The sequence below is a fragment of the Pseudomonas sp. 8_5_2 genome, from assembly GCF_059295255.1.
The window spans coordinates 2,404,150-2,422,728 of sequence record NZ_CM181238.1; the positions used below are offsets into that span (position 1 = coordinate 2,404,150).

Genomic DNA, 18,579 nt, shown 5'->3' on the forward strand with positions numbered 1-18,579 from the left:
GACGCGCTATTGCTGCAAGATGCCGTTGAGTGACTCCAGCACCTCGGTTGTTATCAGGTGCAGGCGGTAGCTGTAGATGCTGTAGGCCACGGCCATGGCGACTGCAGAAATCACCAACGGGCTCCACCAGGGCCATTGCCGGTTCATGCGAAAATTGCGCGGGGCCACGTTGGTGTAGGGATCGCCGACCGATTCCGGCACGGGGCCGCGCAGTTCGCGGATGATCCCGTGAAGCTGGTGAATGAGGCCGTTCAGCGACTCTTCGCCTTTCGGCGCGATGGCGTACTTGCCCTTCAAGCCCAGGCACAGCGCGAAATACATGAACTCCAGCACGTCCTGGTAGCGCTCGGGTTCCTGCATCAGGCGCGAGAGCACGGTGAAGATCTTTTCGCCACCCCAGGTTTCGTCGTGGAAGATGCTCAGCAGTGGCTCCTGGCTCCAGCAGCTGGTCTGGCCCCAGGGTGTTTCCATGACCGCTTCATCGATGTAAAGGCACAGACCGTAGGAGTAGGCCAGCAGCTGAGTGTGCTCGTAGCCGTGCTGGCGCATTTCTTCCCTGATGTTGTCGATCTGGTTGCGTACCTGCCGGTGCACGTCCTTGATGTTGGGTAATTCATCCAGGGTGCGCAGGCGCATGACCAAGCCGAACAGGGGGGATGCGGCGTCCAGCATCAGGTTGTCGTAGCCGCCACGCAGCTGGAACTCGGGATCAGCGGCATAACCTTCATGGCCGGGCTCCGGCTTGGGCTCCTGCGTCGGGGCCTCGCAAGCGCCAGCAGCGGCTGTGGGGCCAGGCTCCGATTTATGCAGCGTATCGGGCAGCCGCGCACCCTCAGCTTTGCTGGTGCCGTTGTGCGTGTTGTCAGTTTTATCCATTTCATTCACTCCTGATTGCCCAGAACTGCATCTCAAGCCCCGGGAACTCCCCGGCGATGTGTATCCCGAAGCCATTTGCCGTCTTCATGCAGCCCCAGGCCGGGTCGCGGCGGTCCAGTTCGAAGTAGCTGAACCCTGCATGGAAGGGCAGTTCGCGAGGCGCTACTGGCAACTGCCGCAACGGAATTCCGGGTAACTGCTTGTGAACGCGATCATTCAAGCCTTCCAGTGAAGTTACCTTGGCTTTCTGCACGAACAGCTTGCGCAACGTCGTCGGCGGCAGGTCGGCGCGCACGGCGACGATGAAGTCGGCTTCGTCGATCAGGCGGCGGTCTTCCAGCGTTGTTGTCATCACCCCGTAGTCCTGGGTTGCCAGGGGCAGGGATACGGCGCGCGGTTGCAACACCGTGCCCAGCGCACGACGCAGGGTGTCTTGCAGCGGCTTGAACGATGTGCGCAGCGCCGTGTGCTGATAGGCGGGGTATTCCTGCGGCAACCTGCCTTCGTCGGTGAAGGTCACCAGTTCGCCACAGGCCTGGCTCATGCAGAGGTACAGTTGTTCGGGGTGCGTCTGGCCTTGCCTGGCCAGGTGCTGGAAGCACGGCCACCAGCGGTTCATGGCTTGCAGCAGGTTGAAGTCGCGGATGTCGGCAATGCCCGATTGGCCGGATGCGCCAATGCGGGCGGCCAGGTTGCGCGCGCGTTCGCGCAGGGTGTTGGTGATTTCTTCGAGGGAGCGTTGCAGGGCTGGTACTGCGCGTACCGAAACGCTTGTGGGATAGAACGCTTCGTCCAGCTGCAGGCTGCCATCGGGACGGCGCTCAAGAATACGTGCCACTGCCAGGCGGGTGTAGGAACTGCTGTCATCGGCCTTGCGCTTGAGTTGCAGGTTGGGCACGGCCAAGTCGACCTGCACCAGGTCGCCGTCGGCACTGTGGGTGTCCTTGATCTCATGGGCCTGGGCGTTGTAGCGAACGTTGGCCGCGCTGTCGGGCCAGCTCACCTCGCGGCCACCTTCGGTGCGCAGTGGCAGGCACAGGAATACCTCGCTGTCAGTCGCACCGTCATCAATGATTTCCAGCGGTGGCGGCGGTGGCAGATCTGCGGGAATGTCGAACACCGTGCCATCGGGCATGATGCCTCGGGCGCGGGTAATGGCGATCTTGCCCAGGCTCAGGTACTCGTCGTTCAGCTGCAGTTCGCTGAAGCCGTAGAACGCTGCATTCAGGCTGGCGAAGCGTTGCTGCAAGGCAGCTTCGCTGGCCCGGGCGGCTTGCTGGAAATGTTGCGGCTTGACGAACAGGCCCTCAGGCCACAGGACGGGGTTGCGGGAGCTCATGGGCGATCCTTGTCATCGAGAGTCAGCGAAAAGGGCAGGGCTAGAGGCAGCATTAGTCCTCTTCCTTGAGCAGAATCTGGGTGTCGTTGACCCGTACCGACAGGACGATCTGGCGGCCACGCGGGGGGATGCGCAGCACTTGCTGCCAAGTGGCGTTTTCCTGGTTCGTATAATCGCCAATCACCGCGATGAACCGGGTCTCGGGCTCGATGGGCACGAAGGGGATGAACTTGAACTGGCCGGGGCGCAGCAGGTAGTCGTCATCACGGACGTAGCTGCTGCGCAGCGCTTTGGCCGGGTCTTTGTGCAACAACTGATACACGCTGTTGCGCAGCAGCGAGTCGTCGCTCAGCTGCAGGATCTTGATGGCGATCGGCGTGGCGATTGGCCCAGGGGGCGCGGTGGCAGTGGGCGGGAGTGCAAGGACTACCGTCGGGTCGCCGTAGCTGCCTGGCGTGCTTTCCTCAAGCGGCGAGTGTTGCGGATTAAGGTCGTGGTCTTCGTCCATCACGACGGGCGACATCGCAGGGAACTGCTCCTGGAGATACTCGAACAAGGCCCCGATTTTCTCGGTCAACGCATAGGGGTCGCCGGCGCTGAGGCTGACCGCATAGGGGTTGGGCTCCAAGGCGTTTTCGGATGCATGTGCTACCTCGAGGCTGTTCGGGTTGCCATTGATCGTGGGGCTAGCGTTGATGCTGAATGCGACTTCGGTGGGGTGGTCCCTAGGCGGGCCGATGGGCAACGAGTGGTCCCTGATTACCTGGCTGGCTCTGTTCCATGACGTGCAGCCAGGCAGTGCGACCAGCGCGATCAGCAGCGGCGTGAGCAACGACGCCTGGCGGTTCATGGGCGGTCTCCCGCAAGCAGGCGCTGCAGCGGGTCGTCCGCCGTAGGCGCTGCAGCCGCCCCTGCATCCAGTGCCGCCAAGGGATCATTCCCCAGCGCAGGTTCGAACGCCGAGCAGATCTCGGGGAGCGGCTGTAGGGGACGCGTTTCGGGTTGCCACGCATCGGCGTGCGCATCGCTTAGCCACTGGTCCAGTAGCGTGCTATCCGGATCGAGCAGATCTTGCAGCGAACGCGTATCGGCATCGGTGCACTGGACCAGCAGCCGATACGCGCCGATACGCAGCTGATCGCCGTGACCCAGGCGCCGGGGTGGATGCGCACCCACGCACGCGATGCTGTCGTTCAGATACGTGCGCTGGCAGTGGTCAATGACGCAGTAACTGCCTTCGATCCAGCGGATTTCGCAGTGGATCGGGGCAATGGCCAGCTGACGGTCATCCACTTGCCAGGTGCTCCCTTTGCTACCGATGGTGCCGCCGTTGCGATCGAACTCATGCCGAGCACTGTTGGTGTGCTGCAGCTGTTCGATGTTGATGATGCTCAAGGTCAATGTGCTCATGAACGTCCTCGAAATCGAACCACCGGGCTGATCTCGCCGTGGCGGTCATCGATAAAGCTGGTCCAGCCCAGGTACGCGCCCTGGCTGCGGTGCAGGCAGAAAAGCGACAACGCGTTCTGCTTCAACCGCAGTTCCAGGTCGTAGGCCAGGCCGTCACGCAGCAAAAAATCGATCAGTGCCCGCAAGCGGCCGAAGTTGATGCCGCTGGGCAGCAGGTCACGCAGTTGCGCCTGGTCCAGTTCCCTGATCACGATGGTGAACCTGCTGCTACGTGTGCACGTGCGGCTGCCGACCATGAAGCTGCTGCCCAATTGACCGTTGCTACGCCCCAGGCTGACCAGTTGCTTCGCGGCGGTGGGTACCGAGCGCGAATCGAACTCACGGATCCGCACATGCGTCAGGTCGAAGCAGTGAGCGATGATGCCGGCGACGGTACCGGGTGAACGGCTGCGGCTGGCGATCACGCCGGCGAAGCTGAGCAGCCTGCTCCAGGGCAGCGGGGTGTCGCCGCGCAGCTGCTTGTCGTTCAGGCCGAGCAGGGCGAAGATGTACTGTGAAAACCCATCTGTGGCACCCGGCTGGAAGCGGATGTAGTAGCGGTACTTGCGCCAGATGCGGTGCAGCAGGCTCAGCACGTAGTGATTGAAGAAGTCGAAGAACGCCGGCCGCACGCCGATGCCGTGTGCATGCTCATAGGCCACCTGCTCCAGGTAATAGTTGGGCAGGGGCGAGTCAGTGCCATGCAGGCCCATGAACGTGGTGCACACGCGGTAGCGCTCTTGTTCCCCAGGCATGCGTTCGGCCTTGTACACGTCCGACACGGGAAAGGTCAGCCGTGGGTCACTGCCAAGGCGTACACGCAGGCGGGCGGCCTCGCTGGGCCAACGCGGTTCGAGGTCATCGCCGTGCAGCCCGTGAAGACGCTCCAGCAACTGGAAAAAGTTGTACTGGTGCGCGTCGGCGAGCAGCCGGTCAGCTAGATCAGCGGTTGCTTGCCGGTCTGGATGGGCCATGTGTAGTGCTCGTTGTTGGTGGTGTTGATCACTTCCAGCTGGTGGAAGGAATTGAGGCTGGCGTACAGGGCGAAGAAGTGCGCGAGCACGCAGCTGAACAGGTACAGGTCGCCTTCGCAGAGGAAGGCGCCCTGGTCCAGCTTCAGCCGGGTATGCAGGCCCCGAATGGGCTGGCCCTTGATCAGCCAGTCCATGGGTTGCGTGTGGATGTCATGAATGCCTTCTAGGCGCTTGCGGGTCGTGCGTGCCTGTTGAATGTCATATAAGGCGGCGAAGTCATAGGCGCGGATCACCGCCTTCAGCGGCTCGACTGAAAGCAGCGACAGGTAGTTGAGCGACATGTTGGAGAGCAGCGCCCACTGCAACTGGCCGTCCAGCACCGGGCGACAGGGTCGGGTGGGCGTGCGCAGGTTGGTATAGGTCGCCAGGGGCGGCGTGGCTTCGGTGAACACGTTGATATCACCGATGGCCAGTGCCAGCGGCAGGTCGCGGTTGGTGCAGGTCAGCTCGATAGAGGCGGTTTCCAGCTCGCCGATGTAGACGTTGGCATCGGCGCGCACAAAGGCCATGCGATGCGTGACGCCATCGCCACGCAGGGATTCCTCGAGTGAGTAACGGTAATAGAGCGCCGTGCGCCCCTGGAGATGTTCGATTTCATGGGCGAACGATTCGAACGGGCGAAAGGTACGCAAGTGCTCGCCAATACTGCCATCGGTGGTAGTGCGGGTGCTGATGACCTCGTCGACGCTGAACACTTCGTAGGCGTGCTGCTCTTTGCCTTTGGGCCTGAGCTCTGCCTGGGCAGCTTCGCTGGACAGATCGATGGGTTCGGCGCTGTGCTTGAACAGGTTGACTGCCGGGGTGCAAGACAGACTGAAATCGGCTTTGCCCACCCGCAGCGAAGCAGGTAACTGGCGGCTGAAGTGGAACTCGATGCTCACCTGCTGACTGGCATGTGCCGGCCACAGCCTTGCCAGCCCGGTCACGCTGAAGAAGTGAAAGCGCTGTGGGAAAAGAAAGTATTCCTGCAGAATCCTGTAGCCATCGAAGACGTTCTGCGGATAAGGCAGCAGGGCGTCGTCCGGGCTGAAGCCGGAAAAGACGACGTTATCGGCCGGCACCCGGCGAACTTCGCCATTGATGATGACGCTGATGTGCTTGAGGTATTGAGAGATCCACAGATACAACGTGCGAGCGGTAAGGTCATCGCCGCCAAGGTGGAAATCGAGACTGGCGCATTCCAAGGTATCCAGGGGCCGCTCGACCAGAGGCTGCAGGTCGATGCGCACCACCGTGCTGTCGAGGGTCTGGGTTGTGGCTACCGTGTCGATGTCGAACGGATGAATAGTTACCGGCGTGCAGGTACGAAACTCGCAGGCCACGTTGTCAACAGGTTTCGAGAACAACCGCGACCCCTTGGGAATTTGCTGTGACTGGCTGAGCGACTGCTTGCGCGCTGTGAACTGGACGATCGTGGCACTGGGCAATGGCCGCAGGTAGTTGGGCCACAGCAGCTGCAGCATGGGGTGGGTCAACTCCGGCAGGTCGTCTTCCAGTTTCAGCCGCAGCTTGGCCGTGAGGAACGCAAAGCCTTCCATCAGGCGTTCGACATCGGGGTCGCTCCCGCCTTTGCCCAGCCACCGCGCCAGTTGCGGGTTGTCCCTGGCGAAGTCGTTGCCCAGTTCGTGCAGGTGACGCAGTTCTTCGCTGAATCGATCTTTCAGAGACATGGGTCACCTCACGCGGGTGTAGCGGTTGTGCCCATTGACCAGCAGCTCCAGTTGCAGCTGCTCTGTGTGGTCATTGACCTGCACCTGGCAGTCCAGCCTGAAGTGCAACTCCAGCGGGGCATGGCAATCGGGTACTGCCTTGAGGGTTCGCACCTTGATGCGCGGTTCGAAACGCTGAAGGGTGTGGCGGATATCGGCGCTCACTTGCCGCAGCAGGTCGCCGCTGCTCGCGTCATGCCCGTTGAAGTCACTCAGGCCCAGCTCAGGGCTGCTCTGCGAGCAACCCTGGCGGGCGTTGAGCAACGTTTCCAGATGACGCTTGATGGCGGCGAATTTGTGCAAAGCGTTCTCCTGGCGGGTCGGGTTTCGGGCGACGGACGGGTCCGCCATCAGGCGATCAAACAAGCTGCTCATGGCGTATCGAGCCGCCCGACCAGGGAGATCTCGAAGTTGGCGCCCATGTACTTGAAGTGCGGGCGCACGGCGAGCGATACCTGGTACCAGCCCGGGTCACCGGCCACGTCCGAGACTTCTACCTTGGCCGCCCGCAGCGGGCGACGACTGCGAACATCGGCCGAAGGGTTCTCCTGGTCGGCGACGTACTGCTTGATCCACTTGTTGAGCTCGGATTCGAGGTCTTTGCGCTCTTTCCAGCTGCCGATCTGCTCGCGCTGCAGCACCTTGATGTAGTGGGCCAGGCGGTTGACGATGAACAGGTACGGCAGCTGGGTGCCGAGCTTGTAGTTGGTCTGCGCCTGCAGGCCTTCCGGTGTCTTGGGAAAGTGCTTCGGTTTCTGCACCGAGTTGGCCGAGAAGAACGCGGCGTTGTCGCTGTCCTTGCGCATGGTCAGGGCGATGAAGCCTTCTTCGGCCAGCTCGAATTCCTTGCGGTCGGAGATCAGCACCTCGGTAGGAATCTTTGCCTGCAACTGGCCGAGGGATTGGTACAGGTGCACGGGCAGGTCTTCGACGGCACCGCCCGACTGTGGGCCAATGATGTTCGGGCACCAGCGATAGCGGGCAAAGCTGTCGTTGATGCAACTGGCCAGCAGGAAGGCGGAATTGCCCCATAAATAGTTGTCGTGTCGCCCGTCGATGTTCTCTTCATAGCCGAAGCTTTCGATCGAGTGTTCTTGAGGGTGATAGGCAGAGCGGAGCATGAAGCGCGGACCGGTCAACGCTGCGTGGCGGGCATCCTCGCTGTCACGGAATGCACGCCATTTGGCATGCCGCGGGCCGGCGACAATGTCCTTGATCTCCTTGAGGTTGGGCAGCTCTTCGAAGCTTGCGAGGTTGAAAAACTCGGGGGAGGGGGCTGCGAGGAATGGCGCATGCGACATGGCGCCGACCGAAGCCATGTAACTGAGCAACTTGATATCGGGTGAAGAGGGGCCGAAATTGTAGTTGCCAACCATGGCCGCCACAGGTTCGCCACCAAACTGGCCATAACCTGCGGTGTAAACGTGTTTGTAGATGCCACTGCAAGTGATGTCAGCCGCGTTTTCGAAGTCATCGAGCAGCTCTTCTTTGCTGACATGTAACAGCTCAAGCTTGATGTTTTCACGGAAGTCAGTACGGTCGACCAGAAGTTTCAGGCTGCGCCATGATGACTCAAGCTGCTGGAATGCCGGCTGATGCAGAATTGCATCCATCTGTTTGCTGAGCACTCGATCCAGCTCTGCAATCATCTGGTCGGCGCGATGCTTATTGATTAATTGATCTGGATCATTGCTTTTGAGGATTTCGGTGATAAAGGCAGAAACGCCCTGGCGGGCAACTTGATAGCCCTCTTGCGTGGGCGCCAACTTTGTTTCGGCCATGATCTGGTCGAGCAAAGTGGCATTGCTCGACACATCGGCAGCTGTTTCAGAGATGACAGTTGCATTGCTTGGCTTTGACATGGGGACGCTCCGTTGTCTCAGTCTGCTTTGGGCGCCTCGAGCACCAGGTCCAGTTCGTGGGCGAGCCGCTTGCGCGCTTGTTCGTCATTGAGCAAGTGCTGCAGTTGCTTGCGGAAAGCAGGGACGTTGCCCAATGGCCCTTTCAGCGCCACCAGCGCTTCGCGTAGCTCCAGCAACTGATTTAACGCCGGTACCTGGCGGGCGATCTGATCGGGGCCGAAGTCGTCGATCGACTTGAACTGCAGGTTGACCGCCAGCTCGGCATCGGCGGTCGCGCTGAGCAGGCAGGGCACTGACATGTCCATGCGAACGTCGGCATCATTCAACACGTTGTTGAACGTGTGTTTATCGATGCGCATGACCGGACGGTCTTCCAGTGCACGGTCGTCATCCAGGCCGAAGTCGCCCAGCACCAGCATTTTGTGCGGCAGCTCTACTTCGGCCTGTTCGTTGCCAGTGGTGGGAACATACTTGATGTTTATGCGCTCTTTTGGCGCCACGGATCCGGTAGATTTGCTCATGGTTATATGTCCGTTTATATAGGCTTTCCATATGTAGGAAGTTTCCTACGTATTTGTGGGTGGATGCCGGCGAGTGACTTGTTGGAAGTTTTTCTCGCATAAAAACCATGCGCTTGAAGTGCGAAAATAGTCGAGCGAGAAAGTGTAAGATAATATTTTTATGTATTCGAATTTTGTGATGGGCTAGGCTGCAGGCGATTGCGCATGACTTGATGAGTCGTGCTTGCTTTGTTCAAGTTGACTAAGTCATATGGGTTGTAGGAAAGAGAGAATTTTATAAGTAGTGAATATGTGCTGTTGCGAAGGAAGGTGGACTCACTATGATCGCCCATGCTACCCGTGGTTTTACTCTGCTATCGCTGGTTTTTGTTTCGTCGGCGTTGGCGAACCCTACCCGGGACTGTCCTGGGATAGTGTCAAACGTGGAGCGTCTGGCTTGTTTTGATCAAGCTGCAAAAACGCCTGCATATGCCCCGAAGCGGCAGTGGTCCGCCCCGGAGCAGGAGGCCCCCAGCGTTCTGCGCGTGTTGGCCAATGAAAACGCGCGTGGGCCAGATGATCTGACCTTCATCACGAGTACTCGCGCGGAGGATTGGCGAGTGCAGGGTCTGGTGATATCAGCACCGGCAATCGCGTCTGTCGAGCCCCGCCCTTACCTAGCTATCAGTTGTATCGAGAGCATCTCCAGGCTCCAGTTGATCACGGGTCAGCCGTTGGAAGCGAAGCGGGCCAAGGTACAACTGCAAGGGATGCGCGGATCCACGGTTGCAACGCCGTGGCAGGTGATGGAAAACGGCCAGGTCCTCGACGCGGGGCGGGGGCTGCCAGCCATCGAACAGATCAGGAAACTGATCGGTGCAGGACGGATACAGGTGCTCAGCGACAACCCTGTGATTGATGGCCTGTTGTTCGACGCGCAGGGGCTGGACGCACTGATCACCAAGGCGCGCAGCACATGTCGCTGGTAACGGGTGGATCCGAAGCGGAAATCAGCCGGCTGCTCGCGCCGATCGATCCGGCAACGCCGGCTGGCCTGTTTGACGTGGAGGATGAAACATACCAGGCCATCGACCAGGAGATGGTCAAGCTGGGTGGGTTGCAGGAGTCTTCAATCGACTGGGCCTACATCGACGAGGCCGCCCGCCATTACCTCGGCCAGCAGTGCAAGCACTTGCGCATCGTCGCCCACCTGGGTGTGGCCTGGCTGCGCAACGGTTGCTGGGAGCGCTGGGCACTCACCCTGGCGTTGCTGGCCGGTATGCTTGAATGCTACTGGGAGGCCGCTCATCCAAAGCCAGGTCCCAAAGGCTATCTGGCCAAGCGCAAGCTCGCAGGCCTGATGCTCAATCGACTGATCGAAGCGCTACCGCGTCTCGATCGCTTTACCTACAGCCGGGACCATGCAGCGGCAGCGCAGGCTGCGTTGCTGCGCATGCAACCGCTGCAGGCTGCCACGCAGCTGGATCCAGCTGTGCTGAGCGATTTGCAGCGCCTGCTACTCATGCACATGGATCTTGCCGAGGGCGCAGGCCAGCCTGCAGAGCCCATCACTCCTTCACCCATCAGCAGACCCGCTTCGTTGGCCGAGGTCATGGCCACGCCAAAGTCCGCCGTGTCGATGGGCAACGAACGTGAAACACGGCGCGCCGTGCTGGTCATGGCCGAGCACATCAATCAACAGGACCCCTACGACCCCGTCGGCTACCAGCTACGTCGTTTTGGCTTGTGGGCCCACATTCAGGCTGCCCCCCAGGCACGGCAGGGCAACCGTACCGAGTTGATGGCGGTGCCAGTGGATATTGCCGGGTTCTATGAAGACGCCATATCCAGCTCGGCGGTTGACCCTGCGCTGCTCCAGCGGATTGAAAAAAGTGTCACGGCCAGCCCCTACTGGATTCGCGGCAGTTACCTGGCAGCAACCGTCGCTGCCCGATTGGCGATGGGCGAAGTCGCGGAGGCCATCAGGTCTGCAAGCGCACGGTTCGTCCAGCGCCTGCCAGCGTTGCAGCAATTGTGCTTCAGCGACGGCGTGGGGTTTGCCGACGACCAGTGCCTGGCCTGGCTCAAAGGGGCTCAAGGGCGATCCGAACCCGGTGCGGCCTCTCAGGCGTTCGCCAACCTGCGCGAGGAGCTGATCAGCCAGCTGGAAAACGGTGGCATCGAACCGTTACTTCTCAAACTGCAGGGCATGCAGGCGAATCTCGACACCCCCCGTGAGCGTTGCCACACCACGGTGATTGCGGCGGACCTGCTGGCTACTCGAGGCGTGTCCTGGTTGGCCCAGGACTTGTGCAGCGGCGTCGCCAGGACCATGCAGAACACCACCGCCGATGCGTGGGAGCCCGAAGTGTTTCAGCGGCTGCAGCAGTACGCAGCCCCCACAGCGTTGGCCGATCGGAACAAGGAGCAGGAGCCTCGATGAATCTGAAATTTAAGCAACTCATACGTTGGGGCTTGCCGCTGATGACATGTATCGGCTTGGCGATGCCCATGCTGCTTGGGCTTGGCGCAGTGCTGATGCTGGTTGCCATCTGGTGGCTCGGCCCGGAATGGACCTGGCGCGAGCATCAGCCGCTGGCAAGTGTGGCCAATCGAAGTGTGGCTAGCCTGATGCTGGTCCTGATACCACTCCTGTGCTGGCTCATTGTGCTGCGCACGCGCTTTCGCCGGCTGCAAGCGGAACGCCAGCAAGCAGTGGCCGCCGAGCTGGATTGTTCATTGCCGTTTATCCTGGCTCAAGACAAGGCCTTGAGCCAAGACCTCGCCCGTTACCTGGACAATGTCGGCGGCCAGCGTGCCTTGTACCAGTTGCCCTGGTATCTGGTGCTGGGTGCTGAACACGCCGGTAAAAGCAGTTTCATCGACCACACCGATCAGTGCTTTTCCCTGACCCGCATCGACAGGGCCCAGGCACGAGCCCAACTGGCTGAGGTGCTTGCTTACCCGGTGGGCTGGTGGGTCAGTGATGATGCCGTGATCATCGATCCGCCGGGTGCTTTGATCAGTCAAGCCGCCGCGCCGGGTGGTTCGACAACGGCCGAAACCCAGGCCAGATTGTGGCAGCATTTGCTGGGCTGGTTGCTGCGAAATCGTAGCCAGCGAGCGCTCAACGGCTTGATTCTGGTAGTCGACTTGCCTGCGCTGCTGCATGGTACGCCCGAACAACGTGTTGCATTGACTTACGTCCTGCGCACGCGTCTGTACGAGGTAAGCAGCCAGCTTGGCTCGCGTCTCCCCTTGTATGTGGTGCTGACAAAGTTCGACCTGTTGGACGGCTTTGACCAAGCGTTCAGCAAGCACTCGGCCGCCAAGCGCGAACACATGCTGGGGTTCACGTTCAAGCTGGATACAGTCGATTCGTATGACGCCTGGCTGGACGAATATCGCGAGTACTACGATCACCTGCTCAAGCAATTGTTCGAGCAGCTCGTTGACCAGCTCGATAGGCTGGGCAGCGCCCCCTTGCGGGGGCGCTTGTACTCCTTGCATGCACAGATGATCGGGCTGCGCCCGATACTGCTGGGCTTTCTGCAGGAAACGCTGGCGAGTGACCGTTTCACCACGCCTGCGTTGGTCCGCGGCGTGTATTGGTCGTCGGTCGTGCAACAAGGCGACATGCTCAACGCTTTCGTCCGCGAGGCGGCACAGCCCTACCAGACAAAACTTCCCTTGCGTGAAGGCAAGGCGCAAGGCAAGGCGCTGGTCTACTTCATTCAACAGGCCTTCAGGCGTGTCATTTACCCGGAAGCCGGGCTTGGTGGGGACAATACCAAGGTTGCGCGCAGCAAGCGCCAGTTGTTCTGGGTAGGGTCTGGTGTAGGTGCTCTGGCATTCTGTGTCGTCATCGCCAGCTGGCAACGCTATTTTGATATCAACAGTACCAAGGCAGTCGGCGTACTTGCCAAGAGCCAGGCGTACAGTCGTCAGGAAGTGGACCCGCACCTGGACTCGACCGGGCGGAACCTGCTGGAGCCGTTGGACCAGATTCGCGATGCTGTCGCGGTGTTTGGCGACTATCGCGCTGCCTGGCCGGGTGTTGCCGATGTTGGCCTGTATCAGGGCCGCGCTATCGGGCCTCGGGTCGATGAGGCTTACCTGAGTTTACTCTCCAGGCGCTTCTTGCCGGCCTTGGCCAGCGGAGTGGTCGATGCCATGAACGCTGCTCCCCCGGGCAGCGAGCAGCAAATGGCCGCGCTCAGGGTTTACCGCATGCTTGAGGACCGGCAGAACCGTCGGCCTGAATGGGTAGAGGACTGGATGGCCCGCATTTGGCAGCAGGCTTTCCCGGGCCAGGGGCAACTGCAACGCGACCTGATGCACCACCTGAAATACGCATTGGCCTATGTCGATACCGATCTGCCGCAGTATCGCCAGGAAATCGCAGCGGTGCAGCAAGCATTACGCAAGGTGCCACTGCCCGAGCGGGTCTATGCAGGTCTCAAACGCCAGGCCGGGGAGCAACTGCACAGCGGCCTCGACCTGCGGCATCAGGTGGGCCCAGCTTTCGATGTGGTGTACCGGCCGTCTGCCGGGGTCAGCGATGGCGACAATAGCGTGCTGCTTTCGCCGTTGCTCACCGCCAAAGGGTTCAGGGAGTACTTTGAGCCACGCAGTCAGCAGTTCGCCGACATGGCAATGATCGACCAATGGGCGCTGGGTGAGCGCGACCACCTCGATTATTCGGAGAGCGACCGGCATGCGCTCACCGAACGCCTGAGCAACCTTTACAGCGCCGATTATATTGACAGCTGGCGGCGTGCCTTGAATGCCTTTACGGTGGCTGACTTTGCTGATCTGGATCATGCAGTGGCAGTTCTGGAGCAGTTGACCGGCCCCGCTGCGCCGTTGCACCGGCTGCTGGATGCGGTGCGGGAAAACACCGCGTTTTCATCGCCAGTGGATGTTCAGACGCCGAGCGAGGCAACGATACAGCGGCCAGCAAGCAGCAGATCCGAGCAACAGCAGGCGATGGCTATTCAACGTGCATTCGCTGGGCTGGCTGCCATGTTGCAGGTAACCGCCGAAAAACCGAGCTACCACGATGAAACCGTCGCCGCCATCGTGGCCGTTCACGACTATGCCAAGGCGGTGCAGGACAGCCCGGACCGCGGCAAGGCGGCATTGCAGGCGGTGCATCAGCGCTTTTCGATGACCGGGCACGACCCGATCAGCAGCTTGCAGCGGGTGGCCACCGGCTTGCCGGAGCCGCTCAATCACCAGGTCAGAAAAGTGGCTTATCAGACTGCCCAGGTATTGAATGTCGAAGCACTGCGCGAGTTGGAGCGTCGCTGGGATACGCAGGTGTACAGTTTCTTCCAGCAACGGCTCGCAGGGCGCTACCCCTTTTTAGTGAGCGGGAGCGATGCTTCTCTGGATGATTTCGAAGCGTTCTTTGGGCCGAAGGGGCGCCTGCAGCAGTTCAATGATCAGTACCTGAAGGTGTTCCTGAAGGAAAACCTGGAAGCCCTGCAATCCGGTCAGCAGGGGCAGTCGTTGATCCGCAGCGATGTGATCGAGCAGTTGGCGTTGGCAGAGCGCGTCCGCGAAACCTTTTTCGATCAGCGCGGCAACCTGAGTGTGCAATTCAGCATCGAGCCGCTGGGGCTGAGTGCTAATCAACGCACCAGCCTGCTGGACCTGGATGGCCAGTTGATCTCCTACACCCATGGCCCGAGCCAGATTACCGGTGTTGTCTGGCCCAACACCCTGGGCCAGCACGTGCGCAGCAACCTGACCTTGCTCCGCAACAATGGCAATAGCAGTAGCCTGGAGTACCGCGGCCCATGGTCGATGTTCCGCTTGTTGAGCCGCGGCTCGCTCAACGGGCGGACCGCGACCAGCGTGGACCTGAGCTTCAGGACCGGCGATGGGGTGATGCGCTATCGGCTCAACGCCGAGAAGGCTTTCAATCCCATTACCCAGCAACCGTTCAAGGGCTTCCGGTTGCCACGCGGCCTGCTGCAACAGCCACCCATCGTGACCCAGGTTGGGGAATGGTATGACCGGCCTTGATAAGCCCGATTAGCTGCACAAGGCAGATGGAGGACTACAACCCGCTCAGCCCCCTGCCGGCCAGGTAACCGAACGTCATCCCCGGCCCAAGGGTAATGCCGCCGCTGGGATAATGCCCGCCCATCACGCTGTGCATGTCGTTGCCCACCGCATACAGCCCGGGAATCGGCTGCGCCGCGTGGTCCAGCACGCGGGCCGAACTGTCGGTCGCCAGGCCGGCAAAGGTACCCAGGCTGCCCGGCAGCAGTTTCACCGCATGGAACGGCCCGTGCAGCAGCGGCCGCAGCGACGGGTTGGGGGCCTGCAACGGTTCGCCCTGCGCCTGGTTGTAGGCTGAAGCCCCGCGCTGGAAGGCTGGGTCTTCACCCTGGCCCGCATGGTGGTTGAAACCCTCTACCGTGCGCTGCAACTGCCCAGCGTCGATCCCGCAGCGCTGCGCCAGTTGCGCCAGCGTGCGGCCGCTGTGCAAATAGCCGCAGCGCTGATAATAGCGAGTAGGGAAGGGGAAGGGTTTTGCCCAGCCGATGCCATAGCGACGTTGTGCGGCGTGGTCGCAGATCAACCATGCCTCGTAAGGCTCTCCCTGTGGCGTAGCGGCGAACAGTGCATTCATGAAGTCATGGTAGCAATCCGCTTCGTTGACGAAGCGTCGGCCGTCGCGACGCACGGCGATAAAGCCAGGTTTTGCGCGGTCGATCAGGTGCGGAAAGTGGCCGAAACGGCCATCGCCATACGGCACCCTGGATACCGGTGCCCAGGCGCCAGCCTGGGACAATGGGGTGCCGATCCGGCCGCCAGCTTGCTCGCCCAGGCGCAGGCCGTCACCGCTGTTTTCCCTGGGCGCTGCGCAGTAATGCTGCACACCGTCCGGCGCGTGCGGCATCAGTTGCGCGATGCGCTGACGATCATGCGCGAAGCCACCGCAGGCGAGCACCACACCCCGGCGGGCGTGGATCACCTGGCCGTCGGCGAACGCCGCGCCATTGACCCGCCCGTCACCCAGCAGGCGGCTGGCCGGCTTGTCAGTCAGCAGCGTGACGCCAAGGTCAAGGGCGCTGCGCAGCAGGCGTGCCACCAGTGCGTTGCCATTGACCAATTGCCGGCCGCGACGGTACAGCATCAGGTCACGGCCGTGGCGCAGCAGGCGCTTGCCGACATGCCATGCGGCCTTGGGCGAGCGCGTGGCGTTGAAGAAAGCAGCCATGTCTGCCCCACCGGCGATGCCCATGCCGGCCAGGCTGACGATATCCAGCGGCGGGCGCAACCTGTGCAGCCAAGGCCCAAGCAGGCGCCCATCGAAAGGCAGCGCACACAGCGACCGGCCGCCGCGTGCGCTGCCGTCGCCTTCGTGCATGTCGGGCATGCGGTTGCCGGATTGGAACTGCACGGCAGTGTGTTGCTGGAAAAACGCCACCATTTCCGGCCCATGCTGCAGGAACGCACGCTGGCGCGCGTCCAGCTCACAGCTGTGGGTTTGCGCACGCAGGTAGCGCTCCGGGGCATCGTCGGCTTCGACGATGCCGTCGGCGATGGCGAGCGGGTTGCGTGGTATCCACAACCAGCCCCCCGACCAGGCGCTGGTGCCGCCCAGCTGGCTGGCTTTGTCTGCGACGATCACCTGCAGGCCGTGGTGCGCGGCAGTAACGGCGGCAGCCAGGCCAGAGGCGCCAGAGCCGATGACGAGTACGTCACATTCGAGGGGATGCATGTGGGGTTTCGCTCAGGCATTGAAAGAAAGGGCGTGCGCTTACTGCAGCGGCGAAAAGCCGGTGGGCCGCAGCAGCCGTGACTGCAGGTGCAGTACTGCACCCAGCTCGCGGTTGCGCCGCGAAAACTCCGCCCAGCGCGGGTCTGCAGCCATGGCGGCGCGCCGTGCCATACGCTCGTCGAGGCTGGCATAGCCCCACATGTGCACCACCTGGTTGGCGTCGCCGAACTCACTGGTAAAGAAGCCGACCAGGTTGCCCAGGTGCTCGCTTTGTACTTCCAGCGCGTGGCTCTGGTACAGGGCCAGCCAGTCAGCCATTTTCAGCGGATCGAGGGTGTAGGTTCTCAGTTCGTAGTACATGCGTGAGTCTCCGTTTGAGTGGTCGGCGCCTGCAGGCGCGCGGTGATGTGGTTGGCAGCGAGCCAGCCGAAGGTGAGGGCGGGACCCAGGGTGATACCGGGGCCTGGGTACGTGCCTTTCATCATCGAGTTCATGTCGTTGCCGACTGCGTACAGCCCGCTGATGGGCTGAGCGTTGCGGTCCAGTACGTTGGCATTGACGTCGGTTACCAGGCCGCAGGCCGAACCGAGGTCGCCGGTGTGGACGCGGATGGCGTAGTAGGGGCCGCTGGCGAGCGGCGCCAGGCACGGGTTGGGCGTGTGCTGCGGGTCGCCCATGTAGCGGTTGTAACTGTTGCCGCCTTTGTCGAACGCGCGGTCGATGCCGTTGCGGGCATCGCTGTTGAACTGCTCCAGGGTCGTTGCGAATACCTGCGGGTCGATGCCGATCGCCTGGGCCAGGGCTTGGGGCGTTGCGGCGCGGTACAGATAGCTGGCGTCGATCAACGCCTGGTTGTTCACCGGTTTTGGTCGCGCCAGACCGAGCCCGTAACGGTTCATCGCCTCGGCATCGCAGACCAGCCAGCAGTTGGCAATGCCTTTGGCGAACATGGTCTGCACAAAGTGGTGGTACGAGTCGGACTCGTTGACGAAGCGGCGCCCGCTTGGGTCCACCGCGATCACCCCTGGTTTGGCGCGGTCGGTGACCAGATGCGGAAAGCGCTCACGCTCGCCACCGGCATGGCGCAGTTCAGAAACCGGTGCCCAGAAGAAATTGGCCGCCAGGCCCTCGCCCACGGCTGCCGACACAGCTTGACCAAGGCGCAAGGCGGCCCCGTCATTGCTGCATGGCGACATGCTCAGGTGCGACACACCCAGGGCTGGGCGGTAGCTGGCAGCCAGCGCGCCGGCAGCGAACCCACCCATGGCGCACACCACACCGCCGCGGGCCAGTACCCGCTCACGGCGGCCCTCGCGCTGCACCACCACGCCTGTCACCGCGCCGCGTTCGACGATCAGCTCCAGTGCCTCGCTGCGCAACCACAGCTGCGCGCCGTGGGCGAATGCGCTGGTGGCCAGGCGCGCGATCAACGCGTTGCCGGTGGTCAGCCGGGTGCCACGCGGGTGGTGCAGGCGGTCCCGTGCATAGCGCGCCATCAGCTTCAGGCAATGCCACAGTGACCCGGGCGAGCGGCGCAGGTTTAGGAAGTGCTGGATATCCACGCGGTTGACCATCATGCCGCCGAACAGCAGCATGCCAGGCGGTGGCATTTTCAAGTCCTTGAAACGCGGGCCAAGGTGCTTGCCGTCGTACTCGACCATTTCCAGCGCCCGACCGAACTGGGTGGCGCCGGGCGCATCCGGGTAATAATCCGGCGAGTGTGGGCGCAGGCTGTAGCGCAGTTCGGTGTGCTGCTCCAGCCAGCGCAGCGCCTGATGACCGTGCTCGATGAAGGCATCGACCAGGGCGGGGTCGTAGCCATCGCCAATGACATGTTCAAGATAGGTGCGCATGGCTGCGGGTGAGTCCTCGGCGCCAGCGGCACGGGCCTGGTCGGTGCCGTACAGCCACACCGCCCCGCCGGAAATCGCCGAGGTACCGCCAAACTGCCCGGCCTTTTCCACCACCAGTACCTTGAGCCCGCGGCGGGCGGCCGTGGCGGCGGCAGCCAAGCCGCCGGCGCCGCTGCCGAGGACGATCAGGTCAACGCTGTGTTCGAGAGTTGCCAT

The 18,579-nt window shown here is 61.8% G+C and carries 15 protein-coding genes; 3 read left to right on the forward strand and 12 right to left on the reverse strand.

The window, feature by feature from the left end:
- Positions 1 to 6: 6 nt before the first annotated feature.
- From icmH to tssB, 9 genes are read right to left on the reverse strand one after another with little or no spacing between them, the layout of a single operon-like run.
- Positions 7 to 876 carry a type IVB secretion system protein IcmH/DotU gene (gene icmH / locus AC5O5R_RS11130; protein WP_494512552.1) on the reverse strand — a complete coding sequence of 290 codons (870 nt, stop codon included), beginning with the start codon at positions 874 to 876 and terminating at the stop codon, positions 7 to 9.
- Position 877: 1 nt separating this feature from the next.
- Complete coding sequence (gene tssK, locus AC5O5R_RS11135; protein WP_494515360.1) at positions 878 to 2,215, reverse strand: type VI secretion system baseplate subunit TssK; 1,338 nt, start codon at positions 2,213 to 2,215, stop codon at positions 878 to 880.
- Positions 2,216 to 2,267: 52 nt separating this feature from the next.
- Complete coding sequence (gene tssJ / locus AC5O5R_RS11140) at positions 2,268 to 3,065, reverse strand: type VI secretion system lipoprotein TssJ (RefSeq protein WP_494515361.1); 798 nt, start codon at positions 3,063 to 3,065, stop codon at positions 2,268 to 2,270.
- Positions 3,062 to 3,625, reverse strand: coding sequence for an FHA domain-containing protein (locus AC5O5R_RS11145; RefSeq protein WP_494515362.1), 564 nt, complete (start codon positions 3,623 to 3,625; stop codon positions 3,062 to 3,064). Before AC5O5R_RS11145 ends, tssJ begins: the two co-directional genes overlap by 4 nt.
- Complete coding sequence (tssG, locus tag AC5O5R_RS11150; protein ID WP_494515363.1) at positions 3,622 to 4,638, reverse strand: type VI secretion system baseplate subunit TssG; 1,017 nt, start codon at positions 4,636 to 4,638, stop codon at positions 3,622 to 3,624. Before tssG ends, AC5O5R_RS11145 begins: the two co-directional genes overlap by 4 nt.
- Positions 4,602 to 6,368: a type VI secretion system baseplate subunit TssF gene (tssF, locus tag AC5O5R_RS11155; protein WP_494515364.1), complete on the reverse strand. Its 1,767-nt coding sequence runs from the start codon at positions 6,366 to 6,368 to the stop codon at positions 4,602 to 4,604. Before tssF ends, tssG begins: the two co-directional genes overlap by 37 nt.
- A 3-nt stretch (positions 6,369 to 6,371) precedes the next feature.
- Positions 6,372 to 6,782 (reverse strand): type VI secretion system baseplate subunit TssE, encoded by a 411-nt coding sequence (gene tssE / locus AC5O5R_RS11160; protein WP_494515365.1) that lies wholly within the window; start codon positions 6,780 to 6,782, stop codon positions 6,372 to 6,374.
- Positions 6,779 to 8,269 (reverse strand): type VI secretion system contractile sheath large subunit, encoded by a 1,491-nt coding sequence (gene tssC, locus AC5O5R_RS11165; RefSeq protein ID WP_172285422.1) that lies wholly within the window; start codon positions 8,267 to 8,269, stop codon positions 6,779 to 6,781. The genes tssE and tssC overlap by 4 nt, the downstream gene beginning before the upstream one ends.
- Before the next feature lie 17 nt (positions 8,270 to 8,286).
- Positions 8,287 to 8,790, reverse strand: coding sequence for a type VI secretion system contractile sheath small subunit (tssB, locus tag AC5O5R_RS11170; protein WP_172285423.1), 504 nt, complete (start codon positions 8,788 to 8,790; stop codon positions 8,287 to 8,289).
- Positions 8,791 to 9,110: 320 nt separating this feature from the next.
- Between tssB and vasI the strand changes: the two genes are divergently transcribed.
- The 3 genes from vasI to tssM are packed head-to-tail and all read left to right on the forward strand — an operon-like array spanning position 9,111 to position 14,802.
- Positions 9,111 to 9,758: a type VI secretion system-associated protein VasI gene (gene vasI / locus AC5O5R_RS11175; protein ID WP_172285424.1), complete on the forward strand. Its 648-nt coding sequence runs from the start codon at positions 9,111 to 9,113 to the stop codon at positions 9,756 to 9,758.
- Positions 9,746 to 11,212 (forward strand): type VI secretion system protein TssA, encoded by a 1,467-nt coding sequence (gene tssA, locus AC5O5R_RS11180; RefSeq protein WP_172285425.1) that lies wholly within the window; start codon positions 9,746 to 9,748, stop codon positions 11,210 to 11,212. Before vasI ends, tssA begins: the two co-directional genes overlap by 13 nt.
- Positions 11,209 to 14,802, forward strand: a complete 3,594-nt coding sequence (tssM, locus tag AC5O5R_RS11185) for a type VI secretion system membrane subunit TssM (protein ID WP_494515366.1) — start codon at positions 11,209 to 11,211, stop codon at positions 14,800 to 14,802. Before tssA ends, tssM begins: the two co-directional genes overlap by 4 nt.
- Positions 14,803 to 14,836: 34 nt before the next feature.
- Here the strand turns inward: tssM and AC5O5R_RS11190 are convergent, their stop codons facing one another.
- The 3 genes from AC5O5R_RS11190 to AC5O5R_RS11200 are packed head-to-tail and all read right to left on the reverse strand — an operon-like array spanning position 14,837 to position 18,579.
- Positions 14,837 to 16,510 (reverse strand): FAD-dependent oxidoreductase, encoded by a 1,674-nt coding sequence (locus tag AC5O5R_RS11190; protein WP_494515367.1) that lies wholly within the window; start codon positions 16,508 to 16,510, stop codon positions 14,837 to 14,839.
- A 39-nt stretch (positions 16,511 to 16,549) separates the two neighbouring features.
- A complete protein-coding gene (locus AC5O5R_RS11195; protein ID WP_172285428.1) occupies positions 16,550 to 16,870 on the reverse strand; it encodes an NIPSNAP family protein in 321 nt (106 codons plus the stop codon).
- Entirely contained in the window at positions 16,855 to 18,579 is a 1,725-nt protein-coding gene (locus AC5O5R_RS11200; protein ID WP_494515368.1) for an FAD-dependent oxidoreductase, read from the reverse strand. Before AC5O5R_RS11200 ends, AC5O5R_RS11195 begins: the two co-directional genes overlap by 16 nt.